15 protein-coding genes are annotated in these 14,030 nt (G+C 38.9%); 2 read left to right on the top strand and 13 right to left on the bottom strand.

Annotated elements, in window-relative coordinates; genetic code table 11:
• Positions 1–24 precede the first annotated feature (24 nt).
• The 9 genes from ACRYKC_RS04380 to ACRYKC_RS04420 form a co-directional block, all read right to left on the bottom strand.
• Entirely contained in the window at positions 25–783 is a 759-nt protein-coding gene (locus tag ACRYKC_RS04380) for a sulfite exporter TauE/SafE family protein (RefSeq protein WP_433805470.1), read from the bottom strand.
• 505 nt (positions 784–1,288) lie between these two features.
• The gene (locus ACRYKC_RS04385) at positions 1,289–2,050 is read right to left on the bottom strand and encodes a cytochrome c oxidase assembly protein (RefSeq protein WP_433805471.1); all 762 of its coding nucleotides are present in this window, start codon (positions 2,048–2,050) and stop codon (positions 1,289–1,291) included.
• Positions 2,051–2,524 carry a DUF2243 domain-containing protein gene (locus tag ACRYKC_RS04390; protein WP_433805472.1) on the bottom strand — a complete coding sequence of 158 codons (474 nt, stop codon included), beginning with the start codon at positions 2,522–2,524 and terminating at the stop codon, positions 2,051–2,053.
• 142 nt (positions 2,525–2,666) lie between these two features.
• The gene (locus tag ACRYKC_RS04395; protein ID WP_433805473.1) at positions 2,667–3,188 is read right to left on the bottom strand and encodes a hypothetical protein; all 522 of its coding nucleotides are present in this window, start codon (positions 3,186–3,188) and stop codon (positions 2,667–2,669) included.
• A 761-nt stretch (positions 3,189–3,949) separates the two neighbouring features.
• Positions 3,950–4,198, bottom strand: a complete 249-nt coding sequence (locus tag ACRYKC_RS04400; RefSeq protein WP_433805474.1) for a VOC family protein — start codon at positions 4,196–4,198, stop codon at positions 3,950–3,952.
• A gap of 473 nt (positions 4,199–4,671) precedes the next feature.
• A complete protein-coding gene (locus ACRYKC_RS04405; RefSeq protein WP_433805475.1) occupies positions 4,672–5,067 on the bottom strand; it encodes a VOC family protein in 396 nt (131 codons plus the stop codon).
• A 13-nt stretch (positions 5,068–5,080) separates the two neighbouring features.
• Positions 5,081–5,605, bottom strand: a complete 525-nt coding sequence (locus ACRYKC_RS04410) for an SRPBCC family protein (protein WP_433805477.1) — start codon at positions 5,603–5,605, stop codon at positions 5,081–5,083.
• A gap of 141 nt (positions 5,606–5,746) precedes the next feature.
• The gene (locus ACRYKC_RS04415) at positions 5,747–6,367 is read right to left on the bottom strand and encodes a DUF421 domain-containing protein (protein WP_433805478.1); all 621 of its coding nucleotides are present in this window, start codon (positions 6,365–6,367) and stop codon (positions 5,747–5,749) included.
• Positions 6,368–6,784: 417 nt separating this feature from the next.
• Positions 6,785–7,366, bottom strand: a complete 582-nt coding sequence (locus ACRYKC_RS04420; RefSeq protein ID WP_433805479.1) for a DUF4256 domain-containing protein — start codon at positions 7,364–7,366, stop codon at positions 6,785–6,787.
• 431 nt (positions 7,367–7,797) lie between these two features.
• Between ACRYKC_RS04420 and ACRYKC_RS04425 the strand changes: the two genes are divergently transcribed.
• A complete protein-coding gene (locus ACRYKC_RS04425; protein ID WP_433805480.1) occupies positions 7,798–8,544 on the top strand; it encodes a L,D-transpeptidase family protein in 747 nt (248 codons plus the stop codon).
• An 801-nt stretch (positions 8,545–9,345) separates the two neighbouring features.
• Here ACRYKC_RS04425 and ACRYKC_RS04430 read toward each other — a convergent pair.
• The 3 genes from ACRYKC_RS04430 to ACRYKC_RS04440 all read right to left on the bottom strand — a co-directional run bounded on the left by ACRYKC_RS04430 (position 9,346) and on the right by ACRYKC_RS04440 (position 11,881).
• Positions 9,346–9,804, bottom strand: coding sequence for a DinB family protein (locus ACRYKC_RS04430; protein ID WP_433805481.1), 459 nt, complete (start codon positions 9,802–9,804; stop codon positions 9,346–9,348).
• Positions 9,805–10,177: 373 nt separating this feature from the next.
• Positions 10,178–10,678, bottom strand: a complete 501-nt coding sequence (locus ACRYKC_RS04435) for a DUF488 domain-containing protein (RefSeq protein WP_433805482.1) — start codon at positions 10,676–10,678, stop codon at positions 10,178–10,180.
• Between the two features lie 564 nt (positions 10,679–11,242).
• Entirely contained in the window at positions 11,243–11,881 is a 639-nt protein-coding gene (locus ACRYKC_RS04440; protein WP_433805484.1) for a GNAT family N-acetyltransferase, read from the bottom strand.
• Between the two features lie 368 nt (positions 11,882–12,249).
• Between ACRYKC_RS04440 and ACRYKC_RS04445 the strand changes: the two genes are divergently transcribed.
• Positions 12,250–13,413 carry an S-layer homology domain-containing protein gene (locus ACRYKC_RS04445; RefSeq protein ID WP_433805485.1) on the top strand — a complete coding sequence of 388 codons (1,164 nt, stop codon included), beginning with the start codon at positions 12,250–12,252 and terminating at the stop codon, positions 13,411–13,413.
• 49 nt (positions 13,414–13,462) lie between these two features.
• Here ACRYKC_RS04445 and ACRYKC_RS04450 read toward each other — a convergent pair whose 3' ends face one another.
• Positions 13,463–13,975 carry a DUF4871 domain-containing protein gene (locus ACRYKC_RS04450; protein ID WP_433805486.1) on the bottom strand — a complete coding sequence of 171 codons (513 nt, stop codon included), beginning with the start codon at positions 13,973–13,975 and terminating at the stop codon, positions 13,463–13,465.
• Positions 13,976–14,030: the final 55 nt, after the last annotated feature.

Below are 14,030 nucleotides of genomic sequence, written 5' to 3' on the forward strand. Positions count from 1 at the left end.
CATGGCCTCCCTCCAACACTACTTCTATGTAAACAGCAATTTTATGGCCATTGCGATTACAGCCACAATTAATATTCGCTGTACCCATTTCTCTCCGTGCTTAACGGCAAATTTACTTCCGAGAAGCGCCCCTATACTCATCCCAGCCGCGAGCGTGAAACCGTATCCCCAATGAATCTGGTCATTGATAATAAAAACAGCTAATGCTGAAGCCGTATAAATCGCCACAATAAAAACTTTTATACTATTGATTTTAACAAGAGAAAGACCAGATACAAGCGTAAGCGCAGCAATGATAATAAAGCCGACACCTGCCTGGATAAAACCGCCATAGATTCCGACAAAAAAGAAGATCACGATAAGACCGAGTCTTCTCGGCCATGTGTTCTGGGAGACTTCAGTGGAAAGCCTCTTGTGTGGTTTCCAAACGATAATCGCTAAAACAACAATCATCACAATGGATAGAATTTTGTTAAAAACTTCATCAGGCAGTGATATCGCAAACCGAGCACCTACAATTGATCCGAGTAACGCAGGAACCGCCAGCATCGTACTGAATTTCCAGTCGAAATATCCGCTGTTTCTAAAAGATGCAATGGCGACAAGGTTTTGAGCCAATAAAGCAATCCGGTTCGTTCCATTTGCTACAGCAGAAGGCAGACCAAAAATGATGAGCATGGGCATCGTTAATAGCGAGCCACCTCCAGCCATGACGTTTATAAACCCAGCCCCGATTCCTACGGCCAAAATGGCTAAGAAAGATAGTATTGTCATTAACTTCATTCCTTTTTTCAGTTAGTAATTAGTATAATCGATTTCTTTCCATTTTCCTGTTATTGAGACTTATATTGAAATCAGATGGCAGACTCACCGAAAATAGATTTTGGTAATGATCATATGTAGGCTTACTATGATTACAATAAAAATAATGCCTTCAATCATTTTCTCACTTTTATAGAGAAAAGAATAATACAAAAAATAAAGTACCCAGGATACCAGTGTGATCAATCCAATTAAATAAGAAAATCGTTTATCATTCATAAGGACATCCTTTCTAGGATAGTCATATTGAACAAGTCCTGGCAAAAATTCTATTATTTTCAACTGTAATCGACATACAAAAAAAGTACCTTATTCTCTGCCAATTATTTCAAAACACTGCAAGTACCACAACCAAAAAAGAAGCTTACCCTTTAAACTGGATAAGCATTGCAAGACCTTCACTATGAATTTTACTTCCTCCAATACTCGAATCATTCACTATTGCTGTACATGAACCCTACTTAAACTACGCCATAGATCTCGGCCGAGTCGCTCTATACCAATGAAGACAAAGAACGAAAATAATGACCATATCTATCAAGTCCCCGCCATAATACATCAATTTACCACCAGCTTCTGCAGCCGCTCTTGATACTCCATTAGGGGGAAACGCATAAATGTACTTAGACAGAATTCCGTGTGCTGCCAGGGCAGCTATAAACACCAATGTCCGGTAAAAAAAACTGTACCGATGCGGTGTTGGGTCAATGTAGATTAATGAAATAGTGAAGAGATATCCAGCTAAGAACACGTGCACTTGGACAAGTACATGAAGCCAAAGATGTTGGTGCATCAACGCATATAAATCCGTGGTGTAAAGTACCCATAACCCACCAATATTTAAAATCGAAGCCGTAATGGGATGACTGAGAAAACTTACTGGTTCACTTCTCAGCATCCGCGTAATTAGACGTGCTTTTTTGACTGATAGAGCTCTTAACGCAAGCGTCATAGGTGCCCCCAAAACTAATAGTAGAGGCCCAAGCATGCCTAATAGCAAGTGGGTTACCATATGATAATAGAAATCATGTTGAGCTAGACCTGCCATAGGCCCAACGACAGAGAATAGACAACAAACGATACCTAGTGACCAAAAAACTGTACGGTATAATGGCCAGTCTCTCGAACGCCTTTTACTCATCCAAGTTAAAACCAGATAACAAATAAGGGCAACAACAAATAGAGCAGCTAATAAATAGGACATCCACACATGGGTTAACCCTTCCATTTACTCATAGACCCCTAATGCATTTTTTGTATTTGTCCTTATAAGCAAATACACTCCGATCACAATCATTATCAAAGCTAGCGCGTTCCAAATAATGTCATAGGGCAAGATATAAACATCGTATCTGATCTGGTGAAGACGCATCAGTTTGTGTTGAACGATGCCATCATAAAATTGAAAAAGTCCAGCCCCAAAGAGTACGCCTCCCCACCATCTCTTGAACCAAAAAGCTTTCCACCTTCTAAGGTCAGCAACTAAAAATAACCCGCCGATGGTAGCAAACCAGCTAAAAGCGTGAAAAAAACCGTCAGATACAAGTCCGACCGTAGTTGTGGACTTATCATAAAAATGGTGCCAATGTAACAGTTGGTGAAATACTGTTTCATCAACAAAAGCAGCCATCCCAATTCCAAACAAAAAGCCTGACCACAAATTTTTTGATAAATGTTTTGTACGCTTACTAGAAGTGTTCATCAACGTTGCACTCCCTTAATATATTGAATAAGCTTTTTCATATTAAATATCCAATAAAAGGGAATACAAAACAAATAATGCTCAAACTTCCAATATAAAAGAGACCTCTTAAGAGGCCTCTTCTCCTGTGCCGTTATTTCCTTTAAGCAAAAACAGGCAGTTCCTCTACCAATCGAATGCCGCTCGAAAATCCAGGCTGAAAGCGGCGGATGTTCACGGCAACATGTTCCCAAATCATGGATTGCAACTCATTTACAGGCATGTAACCGAAGCCAATGTCAGATAGAGAAGCTGCAGAAAGAATCGGAAGCTTCTGTTCAACGTAGTGATGGATAGAAGGAGAAGTTAAGGGTTTATCATAACCATTTACAACTGCTTCAATAAAATCATCCGAAGGCTGTACTTTTTTCATAAAGAGTTCTTTGTTCAGCACATCTTCGATAATCCAAAAGTAGAGATCCTTCTCTGAATGATAGACTAGCGTGTACTCCATAGTAATCCCCGCATCTAAATGTTGTTTCCAATGGAATACCAAATGAAGCGGACGGAACGCTTCTTTCGTTACCGCCACCCAGTGGGCACGGTCATATTTACGTAAAGAATGACAAGCATCCTCTACTATTTGTTGTTTCATTTGTTTGTCATATGGGTGTACTTGCGACATCCAATAATCCTCCTTCAGCATCAATAATCATTTACGAAATATTCTAACATACAGAAACGCATCTGAACCGTTTTCTGGAAAGAAAAAAAGTGATAAAAGGTTTATTACTTGACATATGGATATTTCAGAAGGAGTTGTTGTAGGATTGAACCCATAAAGGGTAGTATTCAGCAGGATCATCAATTAAACTACACATTTAACTCATATAAAAGGTAGACCTCTTATGGAATATTGTTTTTTACATTTACTGGGATGTATGAGACAATAAGAAAGTAGTTTTGAATTTGACTGCATCGTTTAGGGATTTTAAGGAGTTGACCTAATGTATATTCTGTCTCGTAGAATTAATGGGGGAACTGAAACCTTAAAGGACTCAAACAGTCATTTGAATAAAACCTTTCATGATTTCTCTTCCGCAAATCTTTTAGCAAAAAAACTAAATGCAAATACACACAAGAGTAAAAATTGGCAAGTTGAACTGAAGTAAGTAAGCGGGTGACTGCCCGTTTGCTTTTTGTTTTGAGGTTATTCATACTTCTAATAAACAGGAAAAAAGGCACTTGATCAAAAAAGTGCCTTTTTTCCTGTTTATACGATACGTTTAATTAATCTTCCAATCGCTCGTGGAATGAACATAAGTATATTAACTATTGTATGGATTAAAGATCGAATCAATCTCATTTTATATCCCTCCTTGGCTTTTAACTAACCATTCCACTATGGAATCAGGACTAAACTGATTCCTTTTCACTCTTTTAAAACTACTCACAACAGCCTAATGGATTTCCATCTGGGTCGTAGAACGTAAAATACCTTGTATTTCCTTCCCCACCAATTGGATCCCCTTTTACACTTTCTTCAATTAATTTCTTATACGGTAAGTCTAAATCTGTAGGAATGAAATTGTAGTACTTCCCAACACAAAACCCATTTTCAGGGAAAACCATCGGCTTATGACTTGGAGTTCGGACAAGACTAATTACGGTTTGAGATTCTACAGCCAATTTCATGTAATCGCATCTTTCTCATAATATAGTGGCTGACAACCTAATTTCTCCTCATACCATTCGCAGAATCCTCGGGGTTTGTAACTGGAATAAGAGCTCCTTCCATTCCTTTCAAAAGCGGTTGTGTCATGAAGAGACCTCCCTTTTATCATTAAGACCTTATTTTTACCCTTCTATATCTGAAGGTTTTTCTCCTTTACCATAGAGGCTTGGAAAAAATAATAATGTAACCCATTGCACAATAGTGATTACTATAAGTAGAGTCATATTTGAAGAAGTAAAAAGTCTTTCAACACTGAGCCTGGAGATGATGAAAAGGACTAATATTCCTATCAAAGGTACAAGAAAAGCATAAAGCCAGCGTTTCTTTGCAGATATCGTAAAAACCTCCCTTTATGACTACTCTATCCCCCCTACTACCTATCTCAAAACGGACCACGAATAAGGACGTGCCCCTTTGGACACGTCCTTATTCGTTATTCGAAATTCAATTGCCAAGAAACTCCATACCGGTCAACTACCCACCCGAATTTCTGACTGAACCCATAATTATCGAGAGGCATTAATGCTTCTCCATTTTCACCTAACTTCTCATAGTACCTTTCGAGTTCTTGCATTGATTCACATGTAATAAATAACGAGAAGGAAGGAGTAAAATCGAAATCATGAGGGGATGGGCTATCTATACACATAATTTCCTGACCTCTCAAAGTGAATACTGCTTGCATGACCGTTCCTTCTTTTCCCGGTCCTTCCGCTCCATAACGAGTCACCGATTTAATTTCTGAACCTTCAATAACAGAGGTATAGAACTTCATAGCCTCTTCCGCGTTTCCTTCTTGAAACATTAAAAATGGTGTAACTTTTTTCACATTGGAAACTCCTTTACTGGTGCTTTTCGAGGTGATCATCGAGTCGGTCCAATTGGGAATTGAAACCTTCGATCATGCCCATTCCCAGAACCTCATTGAGTTGCTCTTCAGTTGCAAATTCCGAGATAACCACTAGCTTTGAGTTCCCCTTATTTTCTTTGAATTCAATTGTGATTTCCATCTCAGGCATGCCTTCAACTGCGTTTCCTTTTTCATCAGCAAATACATCCGTATAAACAATTTTTTCAGGCTCAACGATTTCATTAAACGTGGCTTTCCCCCAAGATTCCTGACCGTAGAAGTCACCCTGGTTCTTATCCATACACCTCATGCAGTAATGCCATGTACCACCTGGCTTAAATTCGAATGTACGATTTTCCGTTTCCCATCCTTTTGGTCCCCACCAGTCTGATAATTGCTTTGAATCTGAATAGGCTTGAAACAGAAGACTTTGCGGAGCATGAAAGGTCCGCTCCATGACTAACACTCGCCCATCAACGTTTGTGCTCAAACCGCTGGCTGCTTCGTGTTCAGACATTTTCCTTTCTCCTTTCAGAAAGCAAGTTAATGTTTTTCAATTATCCATTCGTCATTAGCTTATTGATTTCCTTTATGTTTCATTAAATTCCAAAAAAAGAGAGAAACCACCATGGCTTCTCTCCGTTTATTTACATTGAATTTATTGCAATTTGTCAGGAAAATTCTCTTTTGCCTGTTTATCATTGATCTCAGTAAATATATTTTGTTTTTGCACATTTTCTTCTGTAGCTAATTGAAGCTTCAGTTGAGCCAGCTGTTGGGCGTTGCTTTCTAACGCCTGTATCAATTGATTCAAATCCTTCTTTGTTACAGGTTGGGAATCTTTCTTTAAAGTAAATCCTACCTGACCATTCGGCTCTAATGTCGCCCATTCCACATCAGTTATATTCGTAACATTTCTCTGGCGTAAATTCATCTCAAGCTGATCAACTGTCATTCTCAATTTCGAAAGCGTCCTTTCTTGAATTTCTCCATTTTGAATGACAACTTTTGATTTACCAGTAATCAATTTTTCTAGTCCATCTGATTTCACCTGGACAAACTCCATCGTTAGCAAAGTCAAAATTAAGATTCCGCCTACCATAAATGTGACCCAGATATTCTTTCCTGCTACCGGCTGAATGAGTAATGAACCGATGGCAATCATAATAACTGTCTCAGCTAAGGTCATTTGAGAAATTGTTTTTCTTCCCGCAATCCGTAATAAAAAAGTACCAACCACAACAATTAGCGCGGCTTTCCAAATAAAATCCCAATCCATAGCAAATTCTCCTTCATGAGTGATAGTATACTTTTTATCTTTTACTAAACAGGGGCTGCTATTCTATAGAAGATAACTTAGAACTTTGAACCGTCCTAAGCGTGTTGAATCAATTATTATTTTAATATAGAAAAACGCGCTCATTTTAATCAATAAAATGAACAAGTTCTAGAAATAATAAGAGCGAGAGGAGTGATCAATTTGGCTCAAGGAAATAAAAAACTCTCCAAGAAAAACGCACAGCAACATGCGCGTAAAGAAGAAAAACAACCAAGAAAGCGCCACCCTTAAGGAAATAACCAAAAATTAAACACAAAAAAGGAACTCCCTAGATAGAAAGTCCCTTAGGCTGTCGAGAGAGTCTCGACAGCCTCCAAACTCTTACTTAAACAAGGTCTTAACCCAGAGCCCTGGCAGTTAGACTCTAAGTGAGCAGCGAAATCCTCTTGCAGCATAGTAAGATTCTGCTCCGTTATGATACACGAAGACGTGACCATAACGATAATCACAAAAAAGTGCGCCTCCGAGTTTTCGGATATCAGCTGGCGTTTGAACCCAACTAGATGTTTTCTTATCGAAATTTTCAAGATCTTGTAGCTCTCGATATTGCTCTTCCGTCAAAAGTTCTACCCCCATAAAAGCTGCCATATCAATTGCGTTATTTTCGGGTTTATGTTTTTTCCGTGACTCTAACGCCTCACGATCGTAGCATACACTTCTCCGTCCTTTAGGACTTTCCGCTGAGCAATCATAAAAGATATATTCATCCTTCTTTTTATCATAATTCACGACATCCGGTTCACCACCGGTTTTCTCCATTTCATTGAGGGAACATAGTTTTTCCTTATTAGCCTCTAGCTTTGCTTGGACTTTCTCCCATACAAGGTCTTTATGGCGATTCATGTTTTTCTCAAACCGGTCTTTTAACACTGTAAGTAATTCTTCTCGTTGCTCTAGTGACAACTCCTGTATTTTACTGTTTTTAATTTCCTTTGTCATATCCGTTCCTCCCTGATCTTATGTCCTTAGTCAATTGGTTACCATATAAGCCGTAACCATTAAGTTCGATTCCTAAGAATTTTCTTGCTCCTTTCTCGGGATCTCATGTCCGTCACTTTAATTCACCCAAGCCATTAACGGTGTACACTACTAATTCTTTATAATCAACGTAAACCCTTTAAACTTGAGTATCCATTTCATGTGTCTTAAAGAGACACCATTTATGTAATATCATTTCAAACAGAACATTTCCGAAGATTTCCTACAGACCTTAGGGGGTTTGTCTTTTAATTAAGTGCTAACAAATTGATGGGTGAAATCCACTTGAATATTTATTTATTTCGACAGCGTCTTTCGACAACTATTCTCCATTTATAAACAGTATAATATTTCCATGCAAACTAAGGAAACTGATGGAGGATGGATGGAGAATGTTATTAAGAAAAATCGTTTTCGCTTTAGGGATGTTGGGACTGATTTTTAGTTTTATGGCGTTACCCACAGAAGCAGCACAGAACGAAGCAATTATTATCAATAAAAGCAGCAACAAACTGGCTTTTTATGAAAATGGTACGCTCCAGAAAGTGTTTCCTGTAGCAACTGGAAGAACGAAGAGTTTAACTCCGGAAGGGAAATTTTCTCTAGTAAATAAGGTTAAAAACAGGCCATGGTATAAAGAAAATATCCCGGGTGGAGATCCTCGCAATCCACTAGGTGCAAGGTGGCTAGGAATAAAAGTTCCGGGAGACTGGGGGCATACCTCGGGTAACGTTTATGGAGTGCATGGAACCAATAATCCTTCGTCAATTGGAACCTACGCATCCAGTGGATGTATCCGTATGTATAACAAAGATGTAATCTGGCTGTATGATCGGGCTGATAAGAATATTCCGGTCTATATTACAAGTTCTTCTTCATCCTTCACAACGTTAGCGCAAAATTATGGGGTTGGTAAAGTCAAAAAAGTAGTCGCAGGTTATGAAACCTTCAATGAAACCTTAAAATATGGCAGTAAAGGAGAGTCAGTAAAAATTCTACAGAGGAATCTAAACATTAGTGTGGATGGATCTTTTGGGAAACAAACGTTATATGCTGTTAAAAAATTTCAAAAATCAAATGGATTAATCGTTGATGGTATTGTAGGACCAAAAACTAGGAAAGCCTTATTCAATAATTAAAGCCAATGCTCAACAAATCAGCCACAGGAACACTATGCCAGTAAGCTAATTCATTTCTTCCTATATAAATACCTGTATAAACATTTTTTTCTAGCCCTTGGTTCATAAATTATGACTTAGAAAAGCCGGCCTCCATGATTCCCTAAGAGGGGAGGCCGGCTTTCGATAGTCCTCTTGCCAAGCCACCTGTCCCTAAGGATCGTCCGTTGAAGTGGAACTCCTCCCATCGTGATATTCCTCTCAAGTAACATAAACCTCTTTCCATCAATAATGAAATAACGATCGCCTTCGTAATAAACTTCCCTCACCTTGTAATTTACTCTTAAAGACCGTAGTCCTTATGATTAAAGTACCTTTCATCGAAATCTATCGTAATCGATCCTTTCCGAAACCCATCAACCAGTTAAAAAGGATAAATAATCCTAGTACAATTCCAACTGCCATTCCAATCATTAGAAAATTGTTCATATCGTAACTCCTTTTCGTCCCGTTCTATTTTGATTAGGAATAAATCAGGCTAAAAGTTTCGTACTGCATCTATCTATAAGTACATTCGAAGATAGCATTAAACCGACTTTTAAGTCCTGATTCATCAGAGACTTTGGTTATAAGATGAATTAAAAGAAAAACCGTTCCATGTAAAAGTACCATGAGATAACCTCAAAATTCATTCAGTGGTGAAACAGTGAAGAATATGATCGATATATCCTCCCACGCGTAGGCTTCACGTCCAATAGTATTCTGATAGTAAATAAAGGCATAAAAAAAAGCCGACTAACACATTTAGTCAGCTTCCCGCTATTACTCTGCCGTATTTGCTTTCAATGCTTTAATCGTACCGGTATGTACCCCTTCATGATAAGACGTGAAATTAAGGATTTCTCCAACTGTTGGCATAGATAAGAAGGGTTCTGCTGCTTCATCATCCAGCTGGCCGGTGAGCGACTCCTTCAGTCTAGCCGGCTGATCCTCCAGCTTCTGCTTTAGCTCATCAAGTGACGGAACATCGCCCTGCCAATCAGCTGGTTTTGTTCCTGGTGCGAAAAGTTCAAGGTAATGGGACGGCGTTTCTACCGGTTTACCACCGAACTTAGCAATCAATGAGTTTTGCACGACGTAAATATGGCCAAGGTTCCAGCGGATCGTGTTTTTGAATCCTTCCGGCTGTTTATCCGCCTGTTCTTCTGTGACACTGTCCATCTCCTTTAATGTCGCTTTTCTCACCAGGTTGATTTGTTGGAAAATCTGTTCTTCGTTCATGTTATAACCTCCATTCCTACCTATTATTCTAGCTTTCCACCTTATCCTTCTCAACTATCCAGCTCGGACATGTCATCGTTATACCTCCCTGCTGATTCAACAGTAAATAAGGTAAAATCTATCCCTCACTCTTCTTGGAAAAGAAAACTTGCCAATACGCTATTAATGTAAGAGGAATGACTATTACTACCTGCCCAGATAAACCTAACTCTAAATCAAAAAGTGGCATTATCAATAAACTCATCCCGAAAATATAAAGAGGTATTCCTATGATTTTTAGCGCAGTTACCATATTAACTATCCTTCAGTTCTCTCTTCCATATATGCTAGTACCTAACCCCAGTTTTAGCAGAGTGAGGTTCAGACACTAACACTATTTCCTAATCACCGGATACACCACCGTTCCATCCTCTTCCACAATAGGCATCGAACCCCACCGGCCAAGTTCATGACCAACTAGCTCCGTTTTTCCTTTAGAGTCGTTGATTATATGAAGGACCTCCCAGCCATTTGCCTGCAACCAGTTACTGATCAACAGGCGATGGCACCTTGCCGGATGCCGTTCGGAGCACATATAGACGAGATTCTTTTCTTTGGCCTCCGCTTTTAAATCCTCCAGCCCATTTTGAAACACTTCCGTTAAAGTATAATCCGCATAGTTGTGGAACGAGCGATTGTTCCACCCGTCATTTAGACCCTCTCCAATCTCGCCTGACCGGCTCCGCCTGCCACCGAGCAACGGAAAATGACGGTACGCGAGACCCGCTTCCCTAAGCCAACCATCCATTCTTTCCTTGTTAAACTGCGGGTATTTACGACTGGCTGGGAAAGCACGGACATCAGCTACATATTCAATATCAGCAGCCTCAAGCATCTGCAGGAATTGGTGCTTGTCATGGTCGGAATGCCCTATCGTATAGATTTTCATAACCCTTCCCCTTTGTTAGAAACTTTGTAACAAGCTATACCCTTTCTACTATTTTTTTAAAATTCCACCTTCAACCTAACAATAGCTTACCTAGTTGATTAAACTTACAAATTCTTTATCAATTGAAAGGGTTTATTCTGCATCCCCAACCCAGCAAAAATTATTTCCACTTAAGAAACCCCTCCTATATAATTTTTAATATTTTAACCCTTTTGATCCTTCGGTGAAAAAGTGACCGTTCTTTTAAACAACCGTCCCCTATTCCGGAAGACTCAATACCAAAATATATATAAATTTAGGAGAAGGAGGTGAATATTTTTAAAAAACAAAAAGATCTTCCATCAAGAAATAAAAAAGGAAGCGATCTGTTTGAGAAACGCCCCCGTTTATGTAAAAACTCGAATTCAAGATATATGGAAAAATCCTCCTCTGACGCTGCCTTTAGTTGTATTTAAACTCTATAATAAACACAGGTTATTTTTCAGCGACCTCATCATCTGAGTCTTATTATTATTCATCAAGCATGGATGCTGCTTTTTCAAATTCAATTTGGCTCTCCTGAAACTTCTTTTCTTTTGGAGGAAACGATTTATCGAACTCATTTACTTCATCATCGTCAACTTCTAGCACATCAGAAAAGCTCACATAACCAGACATATCATCCAACGCACCTTCGTAAAGTGGTAATACCAACAACCCTTTATAGAATTTTTTATCAGGCATGGATATGTTGTATTTTTTACCTCCTATAAATCCATATGGCTCATAATGATACGGGTATCCTAGTGTTATAATAGCACGGTATTCCTTTTCTTTTGCCACTTGAATTGAATGAGTTATTAACTTTCTCCCGAGTCCTTTCCTATGATATTCAGGAGATATAAAAACTGGTCCAAAACTAACTGTTTTATATTCTTTATTATCCTCGGATACTACCTTCGAATGAGTATAATATATACCACCTACAACATTATCCTCAACTTCAATCACAAATGAAAGTTCTTTGATAAAATCTTCATGTTCTCTCATTTTGTGTATAACAAAATGTTCATGACATCCAGGAAAATATAAATTCCAAAATGCTTCCCTAGCAATTTCTTCAACTACTTTGTAATCTTGTGGACTTTCATTTCTAATATTTATTTTCATAAACGATCTCCTTCCCATTTTACCTTATCCGATTATTTATATTATTAACAAGCATCAGGTAAAAAAACAGAAATTATCTCGAACTGAGATTTCCTCAATCCTTTCCTTACCTGAAAACTCAATTTCAAGATAAAGACACGTACTACTGTTCGAATAGACATCTTTAGTCACAACCCTTAAAACCCCTAGTATTACTTACGAAAAACAGTCGAACAAAAGAGGAATAACAGGAAGTGAACCACCTGTTTACAGTACCTGTCCTATATTGTTGAACGAAAGTGATAGTTATGTTGGTAGAAACGACATCGTTTTCCTCCCTCTCTATGATAGACTCATCTTACTCTTACTAGATGACAAGGAGGAAAATGATGAAGATATGCTCTATTCCACTACTCACTTCCCTAGTGTTACTAACCGGACTTCTGTTACCTGCCCTACCAGTTAATGCATCAAAAGAACCTACAGCTGATGAGCTAAAAAGTACTGTCGAACTGCCCGCCAAACTCAAGCCACTCCCAGAAGCCTCAAAGAAAACGGATGAGTTAAAAGAAAAGTTTAATAACATGAAAAAACAGCCCACGAATGAAAAAGGAAAATACAAAGCCTCTTCCATTTATCCTGATATTTTTCCAGAATATGAGCCTAACGATTCTATGGAATGGGCAGACTGGGTGCCTTTCGGAAGCATGGGCATGGGGGTTTTTGACGCCTATGAAGATTTGGACTTCTATCAGATGGATTTACCTTCTTCAGGAGACATCGAAATTGTTACAGTTTCTAATGAATATGCTGACCACATTGTCCCTGTCGCCCTTCTGGTTAAACCCAATGGGGAAATTATGGAGATCCTTAACCTGGAAGGCTACATAGACGAGGGAGTAAAGCTCATTTTCGAGACGATTGAAGGAGTAACCCCTGGAACGTATTACGTTGTAGTTTTTAATGCGGAAGATGACTTTGATTCTGAAGAGCCTTATTTTTTTGATGTTTACTATACTAGCGAAGAGCCAGTGATGACTTTCCCAGATGTGAAAGGTACCTGGGCTGAGCCTTATGTGAATTATATGGTGGAACAAGACCTGATGAACGGTTATCCAGATGGGACATTCGGTTTGAACAATCGAATTACTCGTGCAGAAGCCGCAGCTGTAATTGCGAGGGAGCTTGAGCTTTATCCTCAAGAATCCGATTTCAATGATGTTTCCCCAAGTCACTGGGCTTATGAATACATTGGAGCTATGGAGAAAGCCGGCATCCTATCCGGATATAAAGATGGAACCTTCAGGCCAAATGCTCACCTGAGCCGTGAAGAAATGGCTGCTTTATTAGTGAAAGCTTACTTTCTTGAAGGAAGAAGTAAAGTCCAATTCTCTGATGTGAGTCCAACCCGGTGGTCCTATCCATATATTCAAAATTTAGTAGCGAATGAGATTGTCAATGGGTACCCGGATGGTACGTTCAAACCAAGGGAAAGCATTAAACGTGGAGAGTTCGCAGCGATGATGGCAAGATTGCTAAGCTATGAATTTTAGATCATTGAAGCTCAGTTCAACAAAAACTGAGCTTCTTTTCTTGCTCCGATTAACGTTCATATACATTAACGATCACACTGCCATAGAGATCACCACCAATAAAAACATCTAACTTCCACATTCCGCTATCTGGAAGGGACATACTGGAAGGGACGTGGCGGTCCGCTCCGCTATTCGGTCCCATTAAACCAAGATCTTTTAATAAAGTAACCTCTTTATTCGTTTCTTTATGGATGGCTTTTATCATCAGTTTCCCATTTAGCTCTTCTTCATTTCCCCAAAAATGCCAAGCATACTTTTGGACCTTACCAGGATAAAACCTCATGAGTTCCGATTCATCATAAGTAAAACCTAGATGGTTTTCTACCCCTATGAAGGATAAGTTTTCTGACTCGAACAAAGGACTCTCTTTCCAAATAATTTCAGTGGACGGTATATTTGCTGTCTGACTTGCTTCAGGATTGTTAACTTTTGTCTCATTGCTTTGCACAGTCGAACATCCTAATAAAGCACTAAAACCACCAATGATAAAGACCGGTACCACGATTGACTTCCAAAGCATGATTACTTTTCTTCCCTCCTATAGTACGTAATTGGTAACAAAAGCAGGGACAAGG

Origin of the sequence: Halobacillus sp. A1-3, assembly GCF_050971765.1 — a bacterium.
GTDB classification, from domain to species: Bacteria; Bacillota; Bacilli; order Bacillales; family Halobacillaceae; genus Halobacillus; species Halobacillus mangrovi_B.